The organism is Variovorax sp. PBL-E5 (assembly GCF_901827185.1).
Taxonomy (GTDB): domain Bacteria; phylum Pseudomonadota; class Gammaproteobacteria; order Burkholderiales; family Burkholderiaceae_C; genus Variovorax.
Genome location: NZ_LR594671.1, coordinates 693929 through 718472 on the forward strand (window position 1 = coordinate 693929; position 24544 = coordinate 718472).

Annotated in this window: 21 protein-coding genes; 12 read left to right on the plus strand and 9 right to left on the minus strand. The window is 63.7% G+C overall.

The features are described from left to right. The first annotated feature begins 10 nt into the window (after positions 1-10). From WDLP6_RS03425 to WDLP6_RS03480, 12 genes are all read left to right on the plus strand, one after another. Positions 11-832: a methyltransferase domain-containing protein gene (locus WDLP6_RS03425; RefSeq protein ID WP_162591212.1), complete on the plus strand. Its 822-nt coding sequence runs from the start codon at positions 11-13 to the stop codon at positions 830-832. Further along, on the plus strand, positions 825-1463 hold the full coding sequence (locus tag WDLP6_RS03430; RefSeq protein WP_162591213.1) for a class I SAM-dependent methyltransferase: 639 nt from the start codon (positions 825-827) through the stop codon (positions 1461-1463). The genes WDLP6_RS03425 and WDLP6_RS03430 overlap by 8 nt, the downstream gene beginning before the upstream one ends. After that, positions 1460-2125, plus strand: a complete 666-nt coding sequence (locus WDLP6_RS03435; RefSeq protein ID WP_162591214.1) for an acetyltransferase — start codon at positions 1460-1462, stop codon at positions 2123-2125. Before WDLP6_RS03430 ends, WDLP6_RS03435 begins: the two co-directional genes overlap by 4 nt. After that, a complete protein-coding gene (locus WDLP6_RS03440; RefSeq protein ID WP_162591215.1) occupies positions 2122-3045 on the plus strand; it encodes a hypothetical protein in 924 nt (307 codons plus the stop codon). Before WDLP6_RS03435 ends, WDLP6_RS03440 begins: the two co-directional genes overlap by 4 nt. Next, a complete protein-coding gene (locus WDLP6_RS03445; protein ID WP_232076950.1) occupies positions 3042-3419 on the plus strand; it encodes an EamA family transporter in 378 nt (125 codons plus the stop codon). The genes WDLP6_RS03440 and WDLP6_RS03445 overlap by 4 nt, the downstream gene beginning before the upstream one ends. Further along, positions 3412-5010, plus strand: coding sequence for a hypothetical protein (locus WDLP6_RS03450; protein ID WP_162591217.1), 1599 nt, complete (start codon positions 3412-3414; stop codon positions 5008-5010). The genes WDLP6_RS03445 and WDLP6_RS03450 overlap by 8 nt, the downstream gene beginning before the upstream one ends. A gap of 40 nt (positions 5011-5050) precedes the next feature. Beyond that, positions 5051-6199, plus strand: a complete 1149-nt coding sequence (gene rffA, locus WDLP6_RS03455) for a dTDP-4-amino-4,6-dideoxygalactose transaminase (RefSeq protein WP_162591218.1) — start codon at positions 5051-5053, stop codon at positions 6197-6199. Positions 6200-6300: 101 nt separating this feature from the next. Next, on the plus strand, positions 6301-7353 hold the full coding sequence (locus tag WDLP6_RS03460; protein WP_162591219.1) for a polysaccharide biosynthesis protein: 1053 nt from the start codon (positions 6301-6303) through the stop codon (positions 7351-7353). A 4-nt stretch (positions 7354-7357) separates the two neighbouring features. Further along, positions 7358-8485: a UDP-2-acetamido-2,6-beta-L-arabino-hexul-4-ose reductase gene (wbjC, locus tag WDLP6_RS03465; protein ID WP_162591220.1), complete on the plus strand. Its 1128-nt coding sequence runs from the start codon at positions 7358-7360 to the stop codon at positions 8483-8485. 5 nt (positions 8486-8490) lie between these two features. Beyond that, positions 8491-9627: a non-hydrolyzing UDP-N-acetylglucosamine 2-epimerase gene (gene wecB, locus WDLP6_RS03470; RefSeq protein WP_162591221.1), complete on the plus strand. Its 1137-nt coding sequence runs from the start codon at positions 8491-8493 to the stop codon at positions 9625-9627. A 103-nt stretch (positions 9628-9730) separates the two neighbouring features. Further along, positions 9731-12670 (plus strand): tetratricopeptide repeat protein, encoded by a 2940-nt coding sequence (locus WDLP6_RS03475; protein ID WP_162591222.1) that lies wholly within the window; start codon positions 9731-9733, stop codon positions 12668-12670. 40 nt (positions 12671-12710) lie between these two features. Next, complete coding sequence (locus tag WDLP6_RS03480; protein ID WP_162591223.1) at positions 12711-14363, plus strand: hypothetical protein; 1653 nt, start codon at positions 12711-12713, stop codon at positions 14361-14363. A gap of 125 nt (positions 14364-14488) precedes the next feature. Here WDLP6_RS03480 and WDLP6_RS03485 read toward each other — a convergent pair whose 3' ends face one another. Genes WDLP6_RS03485 through WDLP6_RS03525 form a run of 9 tightly spaced genes read right to left on the minus strand, consistent with a single transcriptional unit; the run spans position 14489 to position 24540 of the window. Beyond that, positions 14489-16654: a hypothetical protein gene (locus WDLP6_RS03485; RefSeq protein WP_162591224.1), complete on the minus strand. Its 2166-nt coding sequence runs from the start codon at positions 16652-16654 to the stop codon at positions 14489-14491. A 28-nt stretch (positions 16655-16682) separates the two neighbouring features. After that, positions 16683-17054 (minus strand): GtrA family protein, encoded by a 372-nt coding sequence (locus WDLP6_RS03490; protein WP_162591225.1) that lies wholly within the window; start codon positions 17052-17054, stop codon positions 16683-16685. A gap of 8 nt (positions 17055-17062) precedes the next feature. Further along, a complete protein-coding gene (locus WDLP6_RS03495) occupies positions 17063-18013 on the minus strand; it encodes a WxcM-like domain-containing protein (RefSeq protein ID WP_162591226.1) in 951 nt (316 codons plus the stop codon). Between the two features lie 4 nt (positions 18014-18017). After that, entirely contained in the window at positions 18018-18953 is a 936-nt protein-coding gene (locus WDLP6_RS03500) for a glycosyltransferase family 2 protein (protein ID WP_162591227.1), read from the minus strand. Positions 18954-18964: 11 nt separating this feature from the next. Beyond that, on the minus strand, positions 18965-20056 hold the full coding sequence (locus WDLP6_RS03505; protein WP_162591228.1) for a DegT/DnrJ/EryC1/StrS family aminotransferase: 1092 nt from the start codon (positions 20054-20056) through the stop codon (positions 18965-18967). Then, positions 20053-21375, minus strand: a complete 1323-nt coding sequence (locus tag WDLP6_RS03510) for a glycosyltransferase family 4 protein (protein ID WP_162591229.1) — start codon at positions 21373-21375, stop codon at positions 20053-20055. Before WDLP6_RS03510 ends, WDLP6_RS03505 begins: the two co-directional genes overlap by 4 nt. Further along, positions 21372-22409, minus strand: a complete 1038-nt coding sequence (locus tag WDLP6_RS03515) for a glycosyltransferase family 4 protein (protein ID WP_162591230.1) — start codon at positions 22407-22409, stop codon at positions 21372-21374. Before WDLP6_RS03515 ends, WDLP6_RS03510 begins: the two co-directional genes overlap by 4 nt. Further along, a complete protein-coding gene (locus tag WDLP6_RS03520; RefSeq protein WP_162591231.1) occupies positions 22406-23440 on the minus strand; it encodes a glycosyltransferase family 4 protein in 1035 nt (344 codons plus the stop codon). The genes WDLP6_RS03515 and WDLP6_RS03520 overlap by 4 nt, the downstream gene beginning before the upstream one ends. Next, a complete protein-coding gene (locus tag WDLP6_RS03525) occupies positions 23437-24540 on the minus strand; it encodes a DegT/DnrJ/EryC1/StrS family aminotransferase (protein WP_162591232.1) in 1104 nt (367 codons plus the stop codon). Before WDLP6_RS03525 ends, WDLP6_RS03520 begins: the two co-directional genes overlap by 4 nt. Positions 24541-24544 lie beyond the last annotated feature (4 nt).

Below are 24544 nucleotides of genomic sequence, written 5' to 3' on the forward strand. Positions count from 1 at the left end.
AGAGGCTCCGATGACGCCCCCCATTTCGCGCAACCATCGCCCTGCGGTTCTTCCGCCCGGTACGCTCCTTCAGCTGATGTACCTCGAAGAGAGGCTCGCACCGCTTACGCCGGGCCGTTTCGTCGAGATTGGCCCGGGCAGCGGCGAGATCACGCAGGTGTTGCTGGACAGAGGTTGGAGCGGAAGTTCTTACGATCTGGATTCCGGAACCATTGCCATGCTGGATGCGCGATTCGCTCAAGAGATTGCTCAGCAGCGTTTCGCCGCGATCAACGACGACTTCCTGAGTTTGCCGACCGGCCAGCTAGAACCCGTTGACCTTGTCATCTCGTGTATGGTCATGGAACATCTCGACGAAGCTGCGGAGGCTCGGTTCATGGGGGTCGCGAGCCGCATCCTGAGGCCGGCCGGCTTGATGATCGGTTTCGTGCCGGGCTCGCCGTCGCACTGGGGCATCGAGGACGACATAGCCGGGCACTGCAGAAGGTATACCCGATCCAGCTTTGCCGAGCTCACGGCGAGCAACCGATGGAGAATCCTGCACATGGCGGGCCTAACTTTTCCTGTTTCCAACTTGTTGCTGCCGCTGTCCAACTACCTGGTCCGCAAGAGCGAGAGCGCGAAGCTGACGTTGTCGGCGCTGGAGCGGACCAAGCAATCCGGGCGACGCGAAGTCAGTTTCAAGACGAAATTTCCGACGGTGCTTGGCATGGTCCTCAACCGCGTGACTATGAGTCCGCTGCATTGGCTCCAGAAGTTGTTTGCGCGTTCGGACAGTGCGCTCGTCCTATACTTCGAAGCCAAGCCGAGCGAGGAGTCAATTCATGGCTGAGTCCGAAAGAATGGGGATCCTGTCGGAGGTGGCAAGCTACTATTCGAGCAAGCTGGACGAGCACGGCCAAAGTCCTTGCGGCGTGGACTGGAATGACGAGAAAGGGCAGAGGGCGCGCTTCGAGGAGTTATGCCGTGTGATAGACGGCGGCCGACCCTACTCGGTGACCGATCTGGGCTGCGGCTACGGCGCCCTCCATGACCATCTGGTCGCCAAAGGTCACAACTTCAGCTATCTGGGTGTGGATGTCGCTGAATCAATGATTCAGGCGGCGCGCGAGCGCCTGCAAGCTCGCGCCAAGGTGAGACTGCTGCAGGCGAACTCGGCGGACGACGTGAGCGACTACAGCATTGCGAGCGGCATCTTCAACGTGAAGCTCGGGCGCACCGACGCAGAATGGCGGGCTTACATCGAAGACACGCTCGACCAGCTCGATCGCGGCAGCCGGCTGGGCTTCGCGTTCAATTGTCTGACGTCCTATTCGGACCCGGAGCGGATGCGGGCAGACCTCTACTACGCGGACCCGTGCCAGCTTTTCGATCGCTGCAAGCGGCGTTACGCCAGGAACGTTGCCCTGCTTCATGATTACGGCCTTTACGAATTTACGATCCTGGTGAGGAAGCTCGTATGACCGAGCGTCTCGTGATCTTCGGTACCGGCGAGATCGCTCAGCTGGCTCACTATTACTTCAAGAGGGATTCCCGATTCGAGGTGGTCGCGTTCACGGTCGATGCGGCCTACATGGACGCCTCGCGGTTCTGCGAATTGCCGGTCATCCCGTTCGAAGACATCGTGGACCGATGTCCACCCGGCAACCACGCGATGTTCGTGGCCCTGAGCTATGCAAAGCTCAATGCAGTCCGGAAGGAAAAGTATCTGGCCGCGAAAGCCAAGGGCTACGTCATCGCCAGCTATGTGAGCCCCCAGGCGACTGTGCTCAATGACGGCCGAGTAGGCGAAAACTGTTTCATCCTCGAGGACAACACCATTCAGCCGTTCGCGCAGATCGGCAACAACGTGACGTTATGGAGCGGCAATCACATCGGGCACCATTCGGTGGTCCACGACCATTGCTTCCTGGCCTCGCACATCGTGGTGTCGGGTGGGGTGGTGATCGGTGAGCAATGCTTTGTCGGAGTCAATGCCACGTTGCGGGACCACATCACGATCGGAGAGCGCTGCGTGATCGGTGCCGGTGCGCTGATGCTCGCCGATGCCGAAGCCGGCGGGGTGTACCTCGGCGCCGCCACCGAGCGCTCGAAAGTGCCGAGCCACCGGTTGCGCGGCCTATGACGGGCGCCTGGAGAAAGCTCGGGCTGCTCTACGATCCCCAGCGCGAGGGGCGCCATCCGAAGCTCTCGACGCATGCTGCAAACCCTTTGCCTGTGCAGCTCGACGGCGACGTCTACCGCGTGTTCTACAGCGGGCGCGATGCGGCCAACCGTTCGTCGGTGGGTGCGGTCGACATCGACATCGTGGCCCGCCGGATCGTGCACGAGCATGCGGAGCCCTTCTTCGAGCACGGCCCGGCTGGCAGCTTCCATGCCGATGGCGTCAGCATCGGCAACTGCTACCGCACGCCCACGGGCCGCTACATCCTCTTCATGGGCTGGCTGAACCCGCCCGACGGGCACTGGCGCGGCGAGATCGGGCGTCTGCGGGTCGACGACCGATTGCGGCTGACGCTGGACGGCGACGGGCCCTTCATGCCGCTGGATGCCGATGATTCGGTGAGTCTTTCCTATCCCTGGGTGCTGCATGATGAGCCGAATGCCCGGTGGCGCATGTGGTACGGCTCCACCGAGAGTTGGGACAGCGGCAACGGCGAGATGGTGCATGTGATCAAGGGGGCCGTATCCGACGATGGCGATCGCTGGCAGCGCGGGGGCCTGGCCGTCCCTTATGCGCTGGGGGAGGCGCAGGCCTTCTCTCGGCCCACTGTGGCCCGGGACGCCGCCGGCTGGCACATGTGGTTCTCGTACCGCAGCGGCGCGGGCGAGAGCTACCGCATCGGCTATGCCTGGAGCGCGGACGGGGAGGGCTGGACGCTGCGCCTGCAGGACACCGGCATCGACGTGTCCGACGCGGGCTGGGATGCCGAGATGATCGAATACCCCTTCGTGCTGGAGCATGGCGGCGCGCGCTACATGTTCTACAACGGCAACGGCTACGGCCGCACCGGCTTCGGCCTCGCCATCCAGGACGCTGCATGATGGCCCGGCTCGCCGACTATCTCTACATCGCCGCCACGATCGCGTTCACCGTCTACGGCCAGTTGGTGCTCAAGTGGCGCGTGGCTTCGCACGGGCCGCTGCCGCTGGAGTTCGCCGACAAGACGAGCTATATCTTCGGCGTCCTGATCGACCCTTGGATCGTCTCGGGCCTGGCGGCCGCCTTCCTCGCATCCTTGACCTGGATCGCGGCGATGACCAAGTTCGAGCTCAGCCATGCGTATCCGTTCATGAGCCTGAACTTCGTCGTGGTGCTGGTCTTGAGCGCCTGGCTGCTGAACGAGCCCGTCACGCCAGCCAAGCTCGTCGGCATGGCCCTGATCGTGGTCGGCACGGTGGTCATTGCGCGTGGCTAGTTCCCGGCCGGAGAGCCGGCGCTCCGAGCACGTCGATTTGGCGCTGGGGCTTGCCCTGGCGGCCGCGCTGATGGGCGTGCTCTGGAGCCTGTGCGCGCCGCGCTGGGAGACCAACGACGACGTTGCGATGTCCATGATCGTCCACGGCTACGGCATCGCCGCACCGGGCGCTGCGCCGCAGCTCATGTTCTCGAACCTGCTGTGGGGCTACCTGGCCCGCAGCATCCCGACGGTCGGCGGCCTGCTCGGCTATTCGATCGCGACGATCGCCGTCATCTTCCTGGCCTGCGCCGGCCTGCTGTACGGCCTGCGAAGGCTCGGCATCGATGCCTGGACCAGCCTGGCCGCTGCCGCGCTGGTCTTTGCGCGGCCGATCCTCTTTCCGCAGTTCACGCTCAACGCCGGCCTGTTGGCGATCGCGGCGCTGGCGCTATGGCTGGCCTTCGCGGTCGATGGCCGGCGCTGGCTGCTGGCGGCCGCGGTATTGCTGGCCTTCGCGAGCTTCCTGATCCGCAGCCAGGAGTTCATGCTCGTGCTGGCCGTGGCGCTGCCCCTGCTGTCCTGGCGCATGCTGCGCCCTGGCGCCGCACGACTTGCGATCGTGGTGGTGATGTGTGCGATAGGCGCCGCCGTGTGGATCGACGAGGCGTCCTACCGCGTCGAGGCCTGGCAGCCCTTCAATGCTCTCAACCCGGCGCGGGCGCGCTTGACGGACTTCCATGCCGGCGACTCGCTGCGCGAGCATCCGGAGATCGCCGCACGGCACGGCTACAGCCTGAACGACGTCGAACTCGTGGAGCAATGGTTCTTCGTCGATCCGAAGATCGCCGATCCGGCTCGCCTGAAAGCCCTCTTGGCAGATGCCTCGGAGCGCCCGGCGCACGATCGCTTCCATGTGGACGCCAGCATGCAGGCCCTGGGGCACGGCGCCCTCCGGATGCTGGTGCTCGTCGCGGTGCTCGGCACGGTGCTGTGGCCCAGCCGCCGGATGCTGCTGGCCTGGGCGGTCTTCCTCGCCGCGATCGTTGCGATCGGCTTTTTCGGCCGGCCAGGAATCATCCGTGTCTATCTGCCGGCCGTCGGTCTTTTGGCACTCGCGCCGATGCTGCGCGGCGTCCGACTGCAAGGGGTGCGCGGGCGGGTCTTCAGCACGGCCCTGGCGCTGGCGACGGTTGCGAACGCCGTCCAAGTGCTCGACGAATCGCGCGCGACCCGGACGGCGGACGCGGCCGCCCGGAGCCAGATCGCCGGCTTTCCGACCGACCCCGTGGTGATCTGGGGCGTAGGATTTCCCTTTGAGGCGGTCTACCGGGTTTTCGGCGCCTCGCAGGAAGCCATGCACTACCAGCTATATGGCCTGGGCGTCTCCACGCTGGCGCCCTTCTCGGTGGCGAGCGCCGAGGAGCGGCGCGGCCGCGGCATGGTTGCGCGGCTCCTGAGCACCGAGGGCGTGCCGCTGCTGGCCACCGACAAGTCGCTGCGTTTGCTTGGCGACTATTGCCGCGAACACCATCGCAGCGAATTGCAACGGGTCGACCGGGAGGTGCAGCTCGGCTCACAGCCGCCGCACTATCGTTGCGCCGTACAGTAGCGGCGCCACGCGATCGACATCCAGACGAGCAGGACACTACATGACGAGCAACAGGATTCCCTTCAACTGGCCCCACATGACGGGCAAGGAGCTTTACCACATCGCAGAGGCGCATTTCAACGGCCGCCTCGCCGGCGATGGGCCCTTCACAGCGCGCTGCCACCGGTGGATCGAAGAGCGCACCGGCAGCCACAAGGCGCTGCTTACCCATTCGTGTACCGCGGCGCTCGAGATGGCCGCGCTGCTGCTCGATATCCAGCCCGGCGATGAGATCATCATGCCTTCGTACACGTTTGTGTCGACGGCCAATGCCTTCGTGCTGCGTGGCGGTGTTCCGGTGTTCGTAGACATCCGGCCCGACACACTGAACATCGATGAAAAGCTGATCGAGGATGCGATCACTGCACGTACGCGAGGCATCGCAGTGGTGCACTATGCCGGTGTCGCGTGCGAGATGGACGCGATCATGGCGATCGCTGCGCGGCATCGATTGCAGGTCGTCGAGGATGCGGCGCAGGGCGTCATGGCCAGCTACAAAGGGCGCGCATTGGGCAGCATCGGCGACCTCGGAGCCTTCAGCTTTCATGAGACCAAGAATGTGATCTCCGGCGAAGGCGGCGCATTGCTGGTCAACGATCCGGCGCTGGCCCTTCGCGCCGAGGTTCTTCGAGAAAAAGGTACCGATCGCAGCCGCTTCTTTCGCGGAGAGGTCGACAAATACACATGGCAGGACCTCGGCTCGTCCTTCCTGCCCGGAGAACTGGTCGCTGCCTTTCTTTGGGCACAGCTTGAGGAGGCCGAGCGCATCACGCAGGTCCGGCTCGACGTATGGAGCCGGTACCACGCCATGTTGCAGCCGCTGGAGGCCCGTGGCGCCCTTAGACGGCCGACGGTGCCTGAGGGATGCCAGCACAACGCGCACATGTACTACGTGCTTCTGGAACCGAGCATCGATCGCCAGCGGGTGCTCGATGCGTTGAAACGAGCCGATGTTTCGGCCGTGTTCCACTACGTTCCGCTCCATTCCTCGCCCGCTGGTCGGCGCTTTGGCCGTGCGCACGGTGACCTGACGATCACCGAACGGGAATCGGAGAGTCTGATTCGTCTGCCTCTCTGGGTAGGATTGACGAAAGAGCAGCAGGACAAGGTCGTGGGCGTGCTTGAGCAAGCGTTATCGACATGCTCCTGATGCCTCGCCGCGGTGCGAGCCTCAGCGTGAAGTACCGAGCACCGCTTCAGTTAAAGTGAGAATCCGCCCGAAATTCTCATCACAGCCTCCTGAACACAGAAATGCAAAAGCCATTCAACAAGAAGACCCTCCTGATCACCGGAGGAACTGGATCTTTTGGCAACGCTGTCATCAAGCGCTTTCTGACCACCGACATCGGCGAGATCCGAATCTTCAGCCGCGATGAGAAAAAGCAGGACGACATGCGCAAGCGTTACAGCGACGCCAAGCTCAAGTTCTACCTCGGCGACGTGCGCGACGGCCGCAGCCTGGTCTCTGCCATGCGCGGCGTCGACTATGTTTTCCATGCGGCAGCGCTCAAGCAGGTGCCGTCGTGCGAGTTCTATCCCATGCAGGCGGTGCGCACCAACGTGCTGGGTGCCGAGAACGTGCTCGAACATGCCGTCAACGCGGGCGTCAAGCGCGTGGTCGTTTTGAGCACCGACAAGGCCGTGTATCCCATCAATGCCATGGGCATCAGCAAGGCGATGATGGAAAAGGTGATGGTCGCCGCCAGCCGCAATCTTGAAGGCACGGGCACTGTCCTTTGCGGCACGCGCTATGGGAACGTGATGGCTTCACGTGGTTCCGTGATCCCGCTCTTCGTGCAGCAGGTGATGGAGGGCCACCCGATCACCATCACCGACCCCGCGATGACCCGGTTCATGATGACGCTGGCCGACGCGGTCGATCTGGTGCTCTACGCTTTCGAGCATGGGGGCAATGGTGACATCTTCGTGCAAAAGTCGCCGGCTGCGACGATGGAGATCCTGAGCAAAGCCATCCTGGACTTGATGGGAAAGAAGGAACATCCGGTCGACATCATCGGCTCGCGCCACGGCGAGAAGCTGTACGAATCTCTTCTCAGCAAGGAAGAGCGTGCCTGCGCCGAGGATCTGGGTGACTATTTCCGCGTGCCGCCCGATGGCCGAGACCTGAATTACGCCAAGTTCGTCGAGGAGGGCGAGAGCCGCATCACGCGTGCATTGCACGGCGAAGAATACAACTCCCACAATACCACTCGCCTGGATGTGGAAGGCATGAAGCAATTGCTGCTCAAGCTCGATTTCATGCAGAAGGTGACGCGCGGCGAGCCCGCCATCCTGGAGGGCTAAGGCAGTGAGGGTACTGGTCACGGGGGCCGACGGCTTCATTGGAAAGAACCTGCGCCAGGCCCTGGCGGAGCGCCAGGACGTGGAGTTCGTGTCCTTCGAGGCCGACAACGATGTGGCCGAGTTGCCTGCGATGCTGCAGGGCGTGGACTTTGTCTTCCATCTGGCTGGGGTGAATCGGCCCCAGGATCCCAAGGAATTTGCCATCGGCAACCGCGGCCTGACCGAGGCGCTGTGCGATGCGATCTGCCGCCAGATCGACGCCGGCGGCAAGAAGGTGTCGGTGGCGTTAACCTCTTCGATCCAGGCCGCGCAGGACAATCCCTATGGCCAGAGCAAGCTGGGCGCCGAGCAAGCGGTCATCGCGGCCGCCGCGAGCCACGGATTCAAGGCGCACGTCTTTCGACTGCCCAACGTGTTCGGCAAGTGGTGTCGCCCCAACTACAACTCGGCCGTCGCCACTTTTTGCCACAACGTCGCGCGCGGCTTGCCCATCACGGTGCGCGATCCTGCAGCGCCCCTCACGCTGGTGTACATCGACGACCTGGTGGCGCGCTTTATCCAACTGCTCGATGGCGCCGATGCCGCGGTGGATGCCGAAGGGTTCTCGACGGTAGCCCCGCAGTACACGACCACCGTGGGCGAGATCGCCGATCTGATCCAGCGATTCAGGAAAAGCAGGGAAACACTGGTCACGGAGCGCGTCGGCAGTGGCCTGGTGCGAGCTCTCTACAGCACCTATGTCAGCGCGCTGCCCGTGGAAGAGTTCAAGTACGCTGTGCCCAGTCATGGAGATCCGCGGGGTGTCTTCGTCGAAATGCTGCGAACCCCTGACAGCGGCCAGTTCTCCTACTTCACGGCCCATCCGGGGATCACGCGCGGCGGTCACTACCACCACAGCAAGACCGAGAAGTTCCTGGTCATCAAGGGCCGGGCGCGATTCAAGTTCCGCCAGATCCAGACGCAAGAGACCTACGAACTGGTCACGAGCGGCGACAAGGCCGAGATCGTCGAGACCGTACCGGGCTGGACCCACGACATCACCAACATCGGTGACGACGAGATGGTCGTCATGCTCTGGGCCAACGAGCTCTTCGACCGCGAACGGCCCGACACTTTCGCCTGCCCGGTGTGAATCCCATGAAGAAACTCAAAGTCATGTCCGTGGTCGGCACCCGGCCCGAAATCATCCGCCTGTCGCGCGTGTTCGCGGCGCTCGATGCGCATTGCGAGCACGTGCTGGTGCACACGGGCCAGAACTACGACTATGAGCTGAATCAGGTCTTCTTTGACGATCTGAAGATCCGCAAGCCCGATCATTTCCTGAACAGCGCGGCCAACAGCACGGGCGCGGCGCACACCATCGGCAACCTCATCATCGAGGTCGACCGCGTGCTGGCGCGGGAACAGCCCGAGGCCGTGTTGGTGCTGGGCGACACCAACAGCTGCCTGTCTGTCATTCCCGCGAAGCGGCGCAAGATCCCTATCTTCCACATGGAGGCCGGCAACCGCTGCTTTGACCTGCGCGTGCCCGAGGAGATCAACCGCCGGATCGTCGACCACACCTCGGACATCAACCTGACCTACAGCACCATCGCGCGCGACTATCTGCTGCGCGAGGGCCTGCCGCCGGACCAGATCATCAAGACCGGCAGCCCCATGTACGAGGTGTTGCACCACTATCTGCCGCAGATCGATGCATCCGATGTCCTGCAGCGCCTGTCGCTGACGACGGACCAGTACTTCGTGGTCAGCGCGCATCGCGAAGAGAACATTGAATCCGACCGCTCCTTCGGGAAGTTGGTCGCCACCCTCAACGCCGTCGCAGAAGACTATGGCCTGCCCGTCATCGTCTCGACGCACCCGCGCACGCAGAAGCGCGTGGACGCGATGGCGGTCGCATTCCATCCCCGGGTGCGGTTGCTGAAGCCGCTGGGCTTTCACGACTACGTGAAGCTGCAGAAGTCGGCACGGGCCGTGTTGTCGGACAGCGGCACCATCAACGAGGAATCGTCGATCCTCAACTTCCCGGCGCTCAACCTGCGCGAGGCCCATGAGCGGCCCGAAGGCATGGAGGAGGCGGCCGTGATGATGGTCGGGCTCGAGCCCGAGCGCGTGCGACAGGGTCTTGCGATTCTCGCCTCGCAGTCGCGTGGGGAGCAGCGCAGCTTGCGTCTGGTGGCCGACTACAGCATGCCTAACGTGTCGGAGAAGGTGCTGCGGATCATTCACAGCTATGTCGACTATGTGAATCGCGTCGTGTGGAAGAAATATTGAGGCGCCCACAGTCTCCAAATTTGCGCTTGCTGCAGGGCTTGCGCGAGCGGTGTTCGCAACCGCCCGGGTCTGTTGCACTGTCTTGCTTCCCCCGCATCGAAACATGATCCATCCCAAAATCAAGTCCTGGTTGCGTCCGTGGTTCCGGCGATCGACGAGTCCGACGGAGCGTTGGGCGCAAGCGGATGCTGCGTTGGCCGACGGCGATGCGCAAAAGGCCGCATCGATCCGTCGCGCATTGGCCGCCCGCCGGCGAATCACCCCAGAGGATTTCCTCTATGCCGGTCTTTCCGAACTGCGGCTGAACCGGCCGGCGAAAGCGCTCGAGACGCTGGAGACGGGTCTTGCCAAGTTTCCGGGTGTGCCAGCGTTGTTCGACAACTATGTGCGAATCTGTTCCGAGGGGGGGCACATTGCCCGGGTAATCAAGCGCGAGGCTGTCGAGAAGGACGACGAACGGCGCGTGTGCCTGGAGCTTTTCGAGCGTTTTGGTGACTACCACGTCCAATGCAGCCTCATCGCCTATTGCCTGCGGCAGGGCATCCCTGACCTCGCCGAACAGCAAATCGAAGGCTTGCTAGAGCGTGGAGCTGACTCCGTCCTGCTTTGGCAATTGGCGGATGTGCTGTTGCTGCACGAGCGCAATCATGAAGCCATGCAGATTTACCGGCAGCTTTCCGGCCGGGCAGCCGACAGCGCGTTGGGCGTTGTGCATACCGCGCTCGCTGCGTTCCGTCTGGGCCAACTCGCTCGCGCCGCCGACATGTTCGAAAGCGGTATTCAGCGCTTCCCCCAGGCCGCCGAACTGGTCGATCACTACGCGCTGATCTGCGCTCAGCTCGGCCAGCTGCCGCGCCTCATCCGCGTTGTAGCGCCCGGCGCCGGGTCGGAGGAGGAAGCCTGCAAAGCGCTTTTCGAACGGTTCGCGGATCCGCAAATCAGTGTGGCTCTGATCGACCATTGCCTGACCGTCGGGTTCGATCGCCTTGCAGAAGTTCAGATCGACAGGATCAGGAACCACTCCGACAACAGCCTTGCCCTGTGGCAGGTCTCGGAACTTTTGCTGAGGCTCGAGCGCATCGAGGAAGCCAACGCGATCCATCGGAAGTTGGCCGAACGGGTTGCCAAGGACGAAGAGGATTTCCACCTTTCCAGTCTGGCTTATGTCTGCTTGTCCAAGCTGGATGAATGTCTGGTCCGGCTCGAAGAGGGGTTGGTCACGTACCCGGCCGCAGGAAGACTGCTGTCGCTGTACATGAAGATTTGCGCCAAGCGCTTCGAGTACGACCGCTATCGAGATTTCCTCGCCGCCCTGAAATCCCCGAACATGCCCGAGCCGGGATCGATGCTGGACTTCTACCGGGCCAGCATGAGTGCGCCTGTCGACTTCGTGATCAATCTGCAGGACATCGAATTGAGACTGGCCGGTGCCGAGTTCGCGGTACTGCAGGAGGATTTCGTCGCCTACCTGCGAAAGTTCCCTCAGTCCATCAAGATCTCCCGGGTGCTGGTGTTCTTCTGCGGGTACTTGCACCTGCCTGCGGAATTCGGCGCGGGTGTTTTCGACGCCCTGCAGGCGAATTTCCCGGCGCGGGGCCAGGAACATCAGTCGCTGCGGATCCTGCACCAGATGACGCCGCCCATGATTCCAGCCCACCCGATCGATGCCAGCGAAGTGGTGGACGCCTTCACGGACGCGGCGCTGCGGCTGTCCGTCGATGCGGTCGAGCTCACTGGGCCGATCGCAGACATGACCAACAACTGGACCCCCTGGCAATACATCTTTTGCCTGGTCGCCCCCGAATCCTACGGGCGGGCCATCAGCGCCTTCGAACAAGTGGCTTTCAGGACCTGGCCCCAACTGAAGCAGGTGGCGCCGCATGTCGCCGATGCCACGCGGGCGCGCAGCGCGCAGCGGCGTTTGCGGGTGGGCTTCATCGTCCATGATTCGATGCCGATGATGTCCGGCTTCCTGCCGCGCCTGGACAGCGCGCGCTTCGAGACGGTCTTCCTGCGTCCCGGCAAGCCGGGCAAGTCTTTGGCCGCCAAGGGTTGGATCGAGCGCGCGGGCAAGACGGTCCAGTATTCGGATTCCGACATGGACGCGGCGATCCGCACGATCGCTGCCGAGGAACTCGACATCATCGTGTCAGGCCCCTCGATCGCGGCCGTGTATTACCCGATGATGGCGCGGCTGGCGCCGCTGCAGATGGTCCTGCTCGAACCCAACTGGACCGACGGGTTGTCCCATGCGGACTATTACATCTCCTGGAAGCCCGCCGAGCCTGCGCAACCATCCGATTACTACCGGACCAAGGTGTCCTATTTCGAGCATCCACCCTACTGGATCGAAAAGCCCGAGCTCCGGGAGAAGGGGCCGATCGCACCTGAGGAGCGGGCCGCCACTCGCAAGCGGCTGCTGAACGCGCGGCCCGACGCGCACATCTATCTCTGTGCGAATACGCCGCCCAAGATCCACCCCGACATGGACGCCATGTTCCTGGAGATTCTGCGACGCGACCAGGATGCCATCCTGGTTCTGTTGCGCGGCGAGTACCCGCCTGCGAAGACCCTGCGTAGCCGGCTGAGGCACAAGCTCGGGCCGGCCTACGAGCGGGTCGTCTTTCTGACGACCATGGGCAAAGACGACGCCCATTTGCTGCTGCAATCGGTGGACTGCTGCATCGATTCGTACCCGCTCTGCGGCATGTCTTCGAGCTTCGATGGCGCCATGCTGGGCATCCCGACGGTGACCCTGCCATCAGGCATTCCCTTCGGCAACTGGACCGCGGCGATCTATGACTACATCGGGGTCGAGGGGCTGACGGCGCAAAGCCGCGACGAGTATGTCGACATCGCCCTGCGGCTGGCCTCCGACGAGGCCTGGCGGTCGCGCATCGGTTCCGAGATTCGCGAGAAGTCGTCCAGGTTCGTGGAAAGCGTGGCCAGCAGCGACGAATTCCAGTCCTTCCTGCTGCAGGCGTGGGACCGCGCCGCGTCCGGGGCGCCGCCGGCGCACTGGATGGATGGCCGTTGGCAGTGAATTCGGCGGGCAGGCCTGGCGTTGCGACCGTGAATCCGCAATGAACCCGCGAGTCGGCACCTGGGCCGCGCTCTCCGTGCTCGTGATGGCGGCGCTGGCTGTCGCGGTCGGGTTTCTTGTTCCGCTGTATTCGGACGAGATCGCGATGCAGATGGCCCGCTCGCGCTATTTCGCCGAAGGCGGCCATCTGCTCGGTCTGTTGCCGCAATGCGGCGACGTGTGGCAGGACGTACCGATCTCCTGGATACCGGGCGCCGTGCTGAACGCGCTGCTCTATGCCGGCGCGAGCGAATGGGGCCTGCGCCTGCGCGGTATCGCGCTGTGCCTGGTCTGGATGGCGCTGCTGTGGATCTGGGCGGGCCGGCATCCCCAAACGCTTCTTTCGCGTCGAGGTTTTCAGGCGCTGGTGGTGTCGCTCAATCTGCTCGGTGTCATGCCGCTCCTCCTGGTGCTCGCGCGATCGGAGCAACTGATGGTCATCGCCTTGGCCGCATATGGGCTGCTGCCGCTATACGCCGCCGTGGACACGCGTGATGGCGCAGCCGGCAAGGCCGCGAAAACGGTGCTCTTCATTGCGCTGCATTCGGTCTTTCTCATGGCGCATCCGAAGGCCCTGTTCTTTGCGCCAATGATGTTGCTGTCCAGCTGGCTGGTATTTCGTCGCGACCGCTGGTTGTGCATGGGCATGGTGCTCATCACCGGCTTCATGATCGCGCAGACCTTTCAGCACGCTCGGACGATCGGCGTGTGCGCCAACGCTCCGGTCGTGTCGCAGATGCTGACGCAGCAGACGCTGGACCTGAGCCTCATCGGGCGTGACCCCTCGGCCTTCGTCGCCGCGGCCCTGCACAACCTCATCGCGGCGCCGAGGCTCGTCATCGATCGCGTGCCAGTCACGATCAGCTTCCAGTCAAACTGGTTGCCGACCCTCGACAATGCATCGGCGGGAGCCGTCCTGACCGTCTTCGGGCAGGTGCTCAAGTTCAGCCTGTGGGGCGGGCTTTTGCTCTTGATCGCCGGCGTGATCTTTCGGGCCTTGTCGTCGTGGCGGCACTTCCACGCCAACGAAGCGACCTGGCTGGCGCTGGCGCTGCTCGCGTCGCTAATGATTCATGCGAGCGTCTACAGCCCTGCCATCTGGCATTTCTACACCCCGGGGCTGATCGTCCCCGCAGCGATCCTGTTGCTGATGCTCGTGCTGCATCGCCCTGTCGGCAACATGCGCTGGATGCGCATCGGCGCGCGCGCGGTCGCCTGCTGGGTCTGGGTGCTCGCTGTCGCAAGCCTGGCGCTCCTGCTCGGCGTGGTGACGCCACGCCTGGTGCAGGTTGCGCGCGCCGACGATTTCGTGATCGCGGGGCAGCCTTTGTCGACGCCGGTCTTTTTGAGCAAAGCCCGGCGGTCGGATATGCAGCGCCTCGCGGCGCAGTGCCGCATCCGGGATGGCGACGACCGGCTGATGATCGACGGCTCCGGCTATTTCGCTTTCCAGCATGGGCAAAAGCCCATCAATGTGCTCTACGTATCGAGCTATGCCTTTGGTGGCGACATCGGCAGTCGTCTGCCCGAGTTCCTTGCGCAGAAAAGCAGCGCCGGCGTCGTCGCCCGCTGCGAATACCTGCCGGCAGAACTCCTGGAGCGGGCCACGCACTCCGGGTCGATGTGCTGTGTACCCAGAGCAGCTTTACGCTAGCGCCAATGGCGCCTGCTGCAACGCCATCCAGTCAACTGCGTGAGGCAGGCGACCGGCCGGTTCGATTGCAAAGCTCCGTCTGAATTGAGTGGCTTGCCAGGGGCGGAAAAAATCACTGGACCTTCCTAGTCTGCGGGCCGGATATCGATGTCGCTCAGCCTCGCCGAAAGACCGTAGAAGGTCTTGTCGATGGCCGAGTCGAATTCGACTGAATTGGTGCCGCCGTGCAGCGTTCCCTTTGGAACGGCTGCGCTGAATCCGAAAGGCGGCGACCAGACCAGCGGCACCTCAACGTCGTTGATGCGTACGCGCATGCTGTCCTTGATCGCGGCATTGCGAATCATGTCGAAGTGTCCCGTCAGCCGGTACATCTTGCCAACAGGCGATATGTCGAAGAGCAGCCTGGACTTCTCCTGCGACTTCCAGGCGGCCGCGTCGTGGTGCAAATAGCCCGTAGGGGTCCAGTCTGCCTCCCGCCAGCCGCTGCCTCGAAACGGTTGCTCGAGGCTCCACCAATCTCCGAAATCCCAGCGATAGCTCGCGCCGAGTGTGGCAACCTTGAACAGATCGAGATGCACCCTCTGTGACGCGGGATTCAAGATATTGCGGTAGCGCCTCGCTGCGGGCGTATCGGCCGATGCGAGTTGCTCGCGGTACGCGTCCAGCGCCCTGTCGGGAACCACACTGCCATCCTCATTGATCACGATCTGGATCACACGCGACCTGGGCCGCACGATGTCCGCGGCAGGCGGGGTGGCCGTGTTCGGTAGTGGACCCGCAGCCTTGAAGGTCCAATTCTGCGAGTCTTCGATACAACGACCGGAGCGCCCTATGGAATCCAGCCGCTGCCAGTCGCCGTCGGGCATCAAGCAGATGTCGGGCAGGGAAATGGGCCTTGCGTAGAGATAGGTCAGCGCCGAATCGAGGTTGTCGCGCAGGAGCCAGGTATGGGACAGCTGGTCCGAATGGTCAAGGATCACCAGTGTCTTGCCGCCTTGCGTGTCGCCGTCGAAGTTCTCGACGATGGCGCGCAAGACCTTGCGTTGCGCCTCCGAAATGTTCACGTAGTGATGGAACTGATACAGCTGTGCTGCCGCACCGGCCGTCATGAAGAACACCACGGCGGCACAGGCCAGCAGCTTCGACACTCTCGCCAGGCTCATCACCACGGCCACGACCACCAAGGCCGCGCCAAAGGTCGCGAACAGGAAGGTGCGCTGGGAGATGAGGACGTGCGAGCCCGAGAACAGATACGGCACATAGCCAAGCATCAGCAGGATCAGGCCGGAGATGACAAGGCGAAGCCGCAAATAGCGCTCGCTGAACGTTCCCGCGACGCCGTCGGCAGGCGGAGCTGTCTGCTCATTGCGGGGAAAAACGACAACGCAGGCCGAACAGATCAAGCCGAAGGCGAAGAGGTACCCGTAGCGATGGAATTCCTTGACACCCATGCCCCAGGCGTCGTACCACCCTCCGACCAGGGCCCGCACGAGCGCTACGTCGAAGAGCCTCGGAAGCGCGTGAAAGAGAAGCTTGAACGGGGAGTGGCGGTCGGTGATGGTCTCCTGATAGGCGGCTCCGCCCGACGCGGAAGCGTAGAGAACGAAGAGCACGTACGCGAGCGCTGCGGCGATCCACGCCAGGGTCGGCGCGGGATTCTTCCGCACCTCGAGCCAGGTCGGCCGGGTTCCAATGCGACACCAGAGAACGAAGAGCGGCAGTACCACCATCATCAGCGCGACTTCGTACATCATCTGCGCCGCCAGGATGCACGAGGCGCCCACCAGTACGCTGATCCATCGAACCCATCCCGTGCGTTGACCCTGCGCGCGAACCAACAGCGCAGCGCCCAGCATCAGCGCTGCCAGAGACAGGTTGATATGCTGGCTGCGGAACGACAGTTGCATCGTGTCGGCCGGGTACAGGAGCACGAGCAGTCCGAAGAAGACGCCCCAGCGTGGCGAGCGCGTGGCGAAAGCGGCGAGGTACGAGGCGGCTGCGCCTTTCAGGACGAGCGTCGCGATCAGCACCCAATGCCAGCCATCGAACGAATCGCGATCCAGCAGGAAGCCGATGGCATGGGCGAACACCGTGAGCGGCCGGAGCCGGTGCGCCTCCAGGGCCGTGTGCGACTTCACGAAGAGCACGGGGCCGATGTTCGAGAAGATCCCGAGCACGCCCCATTCCTCGATCAATCCGTGAAGCCTGAAGCCGAAGGGCAGCCAGAGCAGCAGCACGAGGATGGCGGACGGCAGGGCAAAGCCGAGCCAGGATCTTCTCAAGAAATTCATCGAGCGACGATTTGCAATGTGTCTTGTATCAGCGGAACAGCCATCGGCTTGCCGCAAAAATCAGCGGGATGGTGATCAGGATGCTCGCCACGGGTGCCAACGCCACCGGCAGATGCAGCAGGTCGACCCACAGATAGACGATCAACGCACCCAGAAGGTATTGCGCAAGATAGACCAGCGGTAGCATCGCCGCCTTCTTCTCGCTGCGCGGCGCGCCGAAGACGAAGAACCTGTTGAGCACGTACGCGAGCGCGATGCCCGATACGAATGCGATCGCGTAGCTCTGCCAGTACGGCAGAACCTGAAGCAACGCAAGGTACAGCAGGTAAGTGCCGAAGGTGTTCACCCCCCCAGAAACCAGGAACCGAACGAAAGGGGAAGTGATCTGTCTCGCGACCATGGGCGCAATCAGGCCCGGTTCGCGTCGCCGAGCTTGAGGCGCAGGAACTCCGCGTGATCGCGAATGTAGTCGGCACCGTCGTAATAGTCGGATGCGAACACGAGCAAGACGGCATCCGCCGAATACCGGTACTGGATGCCCCAGGTCATCGCCGGCAGGTAGATGCCGACGGAGGGCTTGTCGAGCTTGAATTCCTCGCGCTTCAGGCCGTCGTCTGCGACCACACTCACCTCGCCCTTGACCGCGACCAGGAACTGATGGCATTTGTGGTGCGCATGCTCTCCGCGCGTCTCGGCCGTGGGCACGTCGTAGACGATGAAGTAGCGCGCGGGCTTGAATGGGATCTCGCGTTCGAATTCGCCGACCGAAAGGCTGCCGCGCATGTCGGGCACCGCGCGCAGCGTGTGCAGCGTGACGCCCCGGACCGATGTGGAGGTTACGCCGGGTGCCCTGATGCCCTGTTGTGGATCGCTCGCGGCGACCGTGCGTGCAGCCGCGTCCACGTAGCCCGTGATGCGCGCCGGGTTGCCGACCACGATCGCATTCGGCGGCACCGATCGCGTGACCACCGCGCCGGCGCCGACCATCGCGTTGCGGCCGACCGTGATGCCGGGAAGGATCGTCGAATTGGCGCCCAGCGAGGCACCCGATTGGATCGTGGTGCGGCCGAAGGCCTCGGGGTATTGCTTGCTGCGCGGGAAGAGGTCGTTGGTGAAGGTGACGTTGGGGCCGACGAAGACATCGTCCTCGATCCGCACGCCGTCCCAGACCTGAACGCCGCATTTGATGGTGACACGATCGCCGATCACCACGTCGTTCTCGATGAAGACGTGATCGCAGATATTGCATTCGCCGCCGATGCGCGCTTGCGGCAGCACGTGCGCAAAGGCCCACACCCGGGTGCCGGCACCGATCTGGCTGCTTTCGCAGAGCGCATTGGGATGCGCGAAGTGATCCATGGTCTTATTCCGCCTGATTGAATTCGTGCATTCGCATCATGACCGTGTGCGGCCGGCCTTTCGTATTTTCGTAGGTGCGCCAGGCATACGAGCCGACAACACCCAACCCGAACAGATTCATTGCGCCGAGAAAGACGATGGTGAGAATGGTCATCGCGTAGCCGGGCACCGAAATGAGTCCGGCCAGCCTGCCGATGGCCACGATGACACCGAGGAGGCCGGCGAGCGCAGCGGTGATGCCCCCTCCGCGTACCAGCAACCGGATCGGCAGGTCCGTGAACGAGAACACGCTGTCCATCAAATAGTTGACCTTCTTGCGAAGTGTCCACGCCGACTTCCCGTGCTGCCGGGACTTGCGCGAATAGTGGATCAGCTTGCGACGGAAGCCGAGCCAGAAAAGCTGGGCGATCAGCGAGCTGTGGCGTTCGTCGAGGCGCAGCAGGTTGTCGCGGAACTCCCGGTTGCATCCGAAGACGTCGACGCCGCCGGGCGGTACCTCGGGCACCACGTACTTCCTGTAAAGCCACCAGAACATCTGGGCGGGCAGGCGGCTCATCAGCGGATCCTCGCGGCTCTCACGCGTGCCGACCACGACATCGACCGGCTCTTCGCGCAGCACCTTGTCCATCTCGAGCACGAGTTCCGGCGGCTCCTGCAGGTCGGCCGCCATCACCGCATAGCGATCGCTTTCGACCAGTTCCAGGCCGGCGCGAATGGCAGAGAAGGAACCGAAGTTGCGCGACAGGAGCGCGAGCCTGGACGGAAACGGGCGTGCGGGAAGTGCATCGCGCAGCAGCTCGAAGCACCGGTCGGGACTGCCGTCGATCACGAAGACCGCTTCCATCTCGCCGTGCAGGTCGCGGTGCAGACCGCTCACCGCATCGAGCAGGTCCGGGATAGACGTTTCATTGCGATACACGGGGATGACGAGAGTCAGCATGCCCGTCGACCTCAATGCGCGAAGAACGCGCGTACCGCGTCGATCACCTGAGTGACCTCACTGTCGGCAAGGCCGGGAAAGCACGGCAGCGAAACCACCATGTCGCACGCGCGTTCGGTCTGCTCGAGCGTGCCGGAAACCTGCGCATCGGGATAGGCGGTCTGAAGGTGATCGGCCAGCGGATAGTGAACGTCGGTCGCGACATCCCGCGAGCGCAGATGCTCCCGGAACGCATCCCGCCCATCGATGCGCACGACGTACAGGTGGCCGACATAGTCTTCCTGCGTCGACGGCGGCAGGCCGAGCGGCAAGTCGGCGAAGGCCGCGTTGTATCGGGCCGCGATCTGGCGCCTTTCGTTGTTGGCGGCGTCGAGATGCGGCAACTTCGCGCGCAGCACCGCGGCCTGAACTTCGTCGAGGCGGCTGTTGCCGCCGTGTGGCGTCGAGACGTGGTACTTGGTCGACCAGCCGTATTGGCGCAGCGTGCGCACGGCCTTCGCGATGGCGGGATCGTTGCAGACGACCGCACCACCGTCGCCCAACGCGCCGAGGTTCTTGGTCGGGTAGAAGCTGAAGCAGCCGATGTCGCCGATGCTGCCCGCCCGGCGGCCGTTGCGCAGGGCACCGTGCGATTGAGCACAGTCCTCGATCAGCTTGATGCCCGCCTTGCTCGCCATCGCCGCAAGCGCTTCGATGTCGGCCATCTGGCCGTAGAGATGGGTCACGATGACGGCCTTGGGGCCTTGCTGGATGGCCCGCTCGAACGCGGCGGCCGACATGTTCAATGTCTTTGCGTCGATATCGACATACAGCGGTTTGGCGCCGATGGCATGGATCGCCGTGCTCCCGTAAAAGCCGGCGTTGGCGACACAGGCGACGTGGTCGCCGGCTGCGACGCCCACGGCGCGCAGTGCAAGTTCGAGCGCATCGGTACCGTTGGCGAGCGACACGCACTCGGCCGCGCCGGCATGGGCGGCGAACTCCTGTTCGAACGCAGTGACCTCAGCGCCCAGGACATACCAGTTGCTCCGGAGAACGCGAAGCAGGGCCGACTCGAGATCCAGGCCTGCGTTCGCGGCCTTGGCAGAAAAGAGGGGAATCATGGAATGTTTTCTGGACTTGGGAGCCTGGGGGTAGTCTGGAACAATGCCAGCGGCTCGGCGATCTCGTCGGCCGTGAGCAGTGCGGGCGAGGCCTGCCAGCCGCCGAGTAACTCGCCCATCGTCTTCACCATCGCGAGCACCGGCCGCGCCGCAGCGGCGAGTCGCGACATTTCGATCAGGTTGGCAACGTAGGCATCGGCACTGAAGGTCCGTTTGGCCCACGCCTGGCCGCGCCGCGCCATCCCTCGCCTTGCGCCGGTGTCGGCCGCAAGTTCCTCGAGAACGGCCCGCAGGTCGGCGATCTCGCTGCTCGGTGCGACCTTGCGCACGCAATCGTCGGGCAGCTCGCTGTAGAAGGCGGCGTCGGTGACCACGACAGCCTTTCCATAGAGGAGTGCCTCGATCGTGGTGGCGGAGGCGGCTTCGAAGCTGGGCCAGCGCAGGCAGCATGCCACGTCGGCTTCTGCCATCGCTTGCTGCAGCGCAGGGTCGCTCATCTCGCCCGAGATGGTCAAGTCGACGCCGAGCGTCCGTGCCAATGCCGAGAGCTCGTCCGCGACGTGCGATTGAATCAGGCCGCAGAGCCGGTAGCTGACCGTCTCGCGCAAGCGTTCGCTGGTACCGATCGCGCGGATCACGCTGTCGACCCGCTTGTTGGGATTGACATGGCCGACCGTCACGATGCGCAGTCTTTCGTCGTCGCGTATGGCAGCCGGCACCGCACCGGGCGCGTCGTAGGGCAGCGCCAGCACGCTCAGCGGCCCGGCGCAGGACGCAGCCACGCGGTGCATTCCCCAGTGGCTGTGCGACACGACCGCCAGGGCTTCCGCGCAGACCCATTCGGTCATTGGATAGAGCTGGCTGGCCATGTCCATGAAGGCTTGTGGCGTCGAGGCCGAGGCCTCGAAGAACTCGAGGGGGGCCTGTTCTCCATACCAACGTTCGAGCACCGACGCGGCCTCTGTGGGTCGGCGATGCGACCATTCCGAAAACATGTGTGCCAAGAGGAAGTCATGCAGACACACGATCCCGGGCAGGCGGCCGAGCCAGTGCAGACCACCGCAGTGATAGGCGTAGTTGTTGCCGATCTGGTAGACGAGCGCATCGGCATCGCGCGTCACCTCTTCCACGTCGGCTTCGTCGTTCCACCGCAGCACCGGGACCGTGCATGCATGCGGCACGGTGTCGAGCAGGTCGTCGCGCTCCGTGCGCACAATGATGGCCGTGTGGCCCAGACGCTCGAGGCTGGTCAGGAGCAGCGCCGTCACGCGACCGATCGCCGAGGCCGTTCCGAAGGGCGTGAAGAAGACCAGCTTCATGACAACAGCGCCTGCACCGTCGAAGGCCAGTCGATGCCGAAGCTCTTCCAGCGCGCGTGCGCGGCCTGGCCGAACTCGCGCGAGCGCGCGGCATTGGCGCAGGCAGCGCTCATCGCTTGCGCCAGCGCCTGCGCTGAAGGCTCGGCCACCCAGCCGGTCTCGCGATCCCTTGCCAGGCCGAGCACGCCGCCGCTGTCGGTGGTGCTGATCAGTGCCTTGCACGCAGTCGCGGCTTCCATGGCCACGTAGCTGAACGATTCCTCGTCGAAGGGCAGCGACGCGACGGCCGACGACCGATTGACGTAGTCCGCGTATTCGCTGCGCGTGAGGAAACGCAGATCCAGGCGCACCCGGTCCTGAATGCCGAGACGCTCGACCGTCGATCGCAGGCGTTCGGCGTCGGCGTCCGTGTCGGGCGGACCGGCGACGACGAGCCGCACGTTCGCGGCCGCGTGCGCCATGGCTTCCACCAGCAGGTGCTGGCGCTTTGCGCCGTTGACGCGGCCACCTGCGAAGACATAGCCATCGGCTGCACCGCCGACAAAGATTTCCGGATCATTGATCGGTGCGCGCAACACCTCCGACCGGAAGCCGTTGTAGTGCGCCAGGCGCTTCTGGGTCACGTCCGAGATCGAGAAGATGCGATGCGCGCTTCTGAAGCACTCGTCGTCGGCGTTCCGTATCAATCGGCGGATGTCGTCGCCGAGTTCGCCCGCGGGCAGGTTCGTCTGGCCTGCATCGTAGAGATCGTAGGCTTGCCGGTATTGGTGCACCAGCCACATCGTCTTGCGCGGATGAGGTGCCAGGTAGGCCGGGAATTTCAATGCGATCACATGGTCGACATTCGGGATCTCAAAGGCACGTGCCATCAGCATCTGCGAGGGAATGCGGGTCGCCGGCTCCCACTGGAAAGGAATGCGCAGCACCTCCGCCTCGTGGCCCGCGATCTGGAGCTGCCGCTGCAGATGGCTGGCCATGGCTTCGGCGCCGCCGGAGACGAAGGGCGCCATGTTGTTGACGACGAGGACCTTCACGCGAGAAGCCTTTCGAGCACGTGCGGCCAGCCGATGTGCAGGGCGTCGATCCTCGCATTCGCTTCTTCGCCCATGCGGCGTGCTTCAGCGCGGTCCGCGTAGAGCCGGTCCATGGCCGCCGCGAGGGCGTCGGGGGCCGGATCGGACACCAGTCCGTCATGCCCGTGTCTCACGAACTCGAGCGGTCCCCCGGCGTCGGTGGTGGTGAGGATCGGCTTGCGTGCATGCGCGGCCTCCAGGATCGGATAGCCGTACGAGTCCTCATCCAGCGGCACATAGGCGGCGGCAAGACAGTCGGCGAGATGGTTCTCCTTTTCCTCCTCACTGATCCAGCGTTCGTCCAGCACGACCCTGTCGCCGAGGCCGTGTGCCGCAACCTGCCGTGCCAGTTGCTGCGGGTAGTCCGGCCCGCTGCTGCGTCCCGCAATGCGCAGTCGCACGGGCGTCCTGCACTGGCTCAGGGCTTCGATCAACAGATGCTGGCGCTTGTGGTGCTCGATGCGGCAGATGCAGACGATCTCGTCGTTCATCGACCGGTGATGAAAGCGCTCCGGCTTGTAGACGGGAGGGAAGAGCGGCTCGCTGTCCACACCGTTGTAGCGACGCAGGCGTTCCGACACGACACTCGAATTCGAGAAGACACGCTGCGCCTCGGCCAGCGCCGCGGTATCGGCGGCGCGCAATGCGTCGCGGATCCCGCGGTATTTCGCATCATCGGGGAAGCTGCGGTAGGGACTGTCCCACAAGTCGTAGAACACGCGCAGGTGATGGATGAACCAGACGATCTTGTGCGGATGCGGGATCAGATGGGACTGCGGCCGAAAACAGATGATCCGGTCTGCCGCGGAAAGGTCGACGAAGCGATAGGCCGCCATCTGCTTGAAGAGCAATTCCGGCTCGTCCGCCTCGGGAAGATAGACGCGCTCGACCCGATGCCCTGCTTCGAGAAGCATGGCCTCGAGCCATTCGACGATGTTCCTGTAGCCGCCGTTGACGAATGGAACGAAGGACGAACAAAGCGCAATCTTCATCGGCCCACGGCTTGGCGCAACGCAGCCGCGATGCGGTTGACGTCGTCTTGGGTCAGGTCCTGGTGCGTCGGCAGGTTGATGCCGCGCTGAGCCCACTCGTCGGCCACAGGATAGGTCTTGTCTTCCAGATAGGGCGGCAGAACGTGCATCGGGTAGAACACCGGCCGCGTCTCGATGCCCTGTTCGTCGAGTGCCCGCATGACCGCGTCGCGCCGCTCTTCGCCGCCTTCACGCAGGTAGACCGTGTACATCCAGTAGACATGCTGCATGCCTGGCTGCGTGGTCGGCAACACCAAGGCGTCGGCGAGTGGGGCAAGTGCCTTGTCATAGATGCGCGCGAGCGCCTGGCGTTCGCTCAGCGCCGCATCGATCGTCTCCATCTGCGCCAGTCCGATCGCAGCCTGGATGTTCGTCATGCGGTAGTTGTAGCCGATCACCGGAAACCAGTAGCGTCGCTTCGGGTCGACGCCCTGGCCGCGATAGAGGCGCAGCCTGGCTGCGATCTCGTCGTCATTGGTCGTCACCATGCCGCCCTCGCCGGTCGTGACGATCTTGTTGCCGAAGAAACTGAAGATCGCACAGTCGCCGATGCCCCCGACACGCTGGCCGTTCACTTCGGCGCCGTGGGCTTCGGCGGCGTCTTCGAGCACCCAGAGCTTGTGCTTGCGCGCGATCGCCATCACCGCCTCCATCTGGGCCGGGTGTCCGTAGAGATGCACCGGAATGATGCCGCGCGTGCGGGGCGTGATGGCGCGTTCGATCTGATTCGGATCGATGTTCATCGTGTCGGCGCTCACATCGACGAGCACCGGCGTCGCGCCGCAGTACTTGACGGCGTTGGCGGTGGCGATGTAGGTCACCGTGGGAACGATGACCTCGTCGCCCGGCTTCAGATCGAGCGCGACCAGCGCGAGATGGAGCGCGGTCGTTCCGTTGTTGGCGGCGACCGCGTGCTTCACGCCGCAGAACGCCGCAAAGGATTCCTCGAAGGCGGCAATGTACTTGCCGTTCGACGAGATCCAGCTGGTGTCGAGACAGTCGAGCACGTACTTGCGTTCATTGCCTGCCAGTTTCGGCTGGGCCACTGCGATTCGGTTCATAGGT

Excerpts from the sequence above, each read along its gene's own strand:
- WDLP6_RS03490 (WP_162591225.1), bottom strand. The coding sequence starts at position 17,054 with ATGGTCGCGAGACAGATCACTTCCCCTTTCGTTCGGTTCCTGGTTTCT.
- WDLP6_RS03425 (WP_162591212.1), top strand. The coding sequence starts at position 11 with ATGACGCCCCCCATTTCGCGCAACCATCGCCCTGCGGTTCTTCCGCCC.
- WDLP6_RS03480 (WP_162591223.1), top strand. The coding sequence starts at position 12,711 with ATGAACCCGCGAGTCGGCACCTGGGCCGCGCTCTCCGTGCTCGTGATG.
- WDLP6_RS03430 (WP_162591213.1), top strand. The coding sequence starts at position 825 with ATGGCTGAGTCCGAAAGAATGGGGATCCTGTCGGAGGTGGCAAGCTAC.
- WDLP6_RS03485 (WP_162591224.1), bottom strand. The coding sequence starts at position 16,654 with ATGAATTTCTTGAGAAGATCCTGGCTCGGCTTTGCCCTGCCGTCCGCC.
- WDLP6_RS03510 (WP_162591229.1), bottom strand. The coding sequence starts at position 21,375 with ATGAAGCTGGTCTTCTTCACGCCCTTCGGAACGGCCTCGGCGATCGGT.
- WDLP6_RS03435 (WP_162591214.1), top strand. The coding sequence starts at position 1,460 with ATGACCGAGCGTCTCGTGATCTTCGGTACCGGCGAGATCGCTCAGCTG.
- wecB (WP_162591221.1), top strand. The coding sequence starts at position 8,491 with ATGAAGAAACTCAAAGTCATGTCCGTGGTCGGCACCCGGCCCGAAATC.
- WDLP6_RS03440 (WP_162591215.1), top strand. The coding sequence starts at position 2,122 with ATGACGGGCGCCTGGAGAAAGCTCGGGCTGCTCTACGATCCCCAGCGC.
- WDLP6_RS03520 (WP_162591231.1), bottom strand. The coding sequence starts at position 23,440 with ATGAAGATTGCGCTTTGTTCGTCCTTCGTTCCATTCGTCAACGGCGGC.
- WDLP6_RS03460 (WP_162591219.1), top strand. The coding sequence starts at position 6,301 with ATGCAAAAGCCATTCAACAAGAAGACCCTCCTGATCACCGGAGGAACT.
- WDLP6_RS03495 (WP_162591226.1), bottom strand. The coding sequence starts at position 18,013 with ATGGATCACTTCGCGCATCCCAATGCGCTCTGCGAAAGCAGCCAGATC.
- WDLP6_RS03500 (WP_162591227.1), bottom strand. The coding sequence starts at position 18,953 with ATGCTGACTCTCGTCATCCCCGTGTATCGCAATGAAACGTCTATCCCG.
- WDLP6_RS03525 (WP_162591232.1), bottom strand. The coding sequence starts at position 24,540 with ATGAACCGAATCGCAGTGGCCCAGCCGAAACTGGCAGGCAATGAACGC.
- rffA (WP_162591218.1), top strand. The coding sequence starts at position 5,051 with ATGACGAGCAACAGGATTCCCTTCAACTGGCCCCACATGACGGGCAAG.
- WDLP6_RS03505 (WP_162591228.1), bottom strand. The coding sequence starts at position 20,056 with ATGATTCCCCTCTTTTCTGCCAAGGCCGCGAACGCAGGCCTGGATCTC.
- WDLP6_RS03475 (WP_162591222.1), top strand. The coding sequence starts at position 9,731 with ATGATCCATCCCAAAATCAAGTCCTGGTTGCGTCCGTGGTTCCGGCGA.
- WDLP6_RS03445 (WP_232076950.1), top strand. The coding sequence starts at position 3,042 with ATGATGGCCCGGCTCGCCGACTATCTCTACATCGCCGCCACGATCGCG.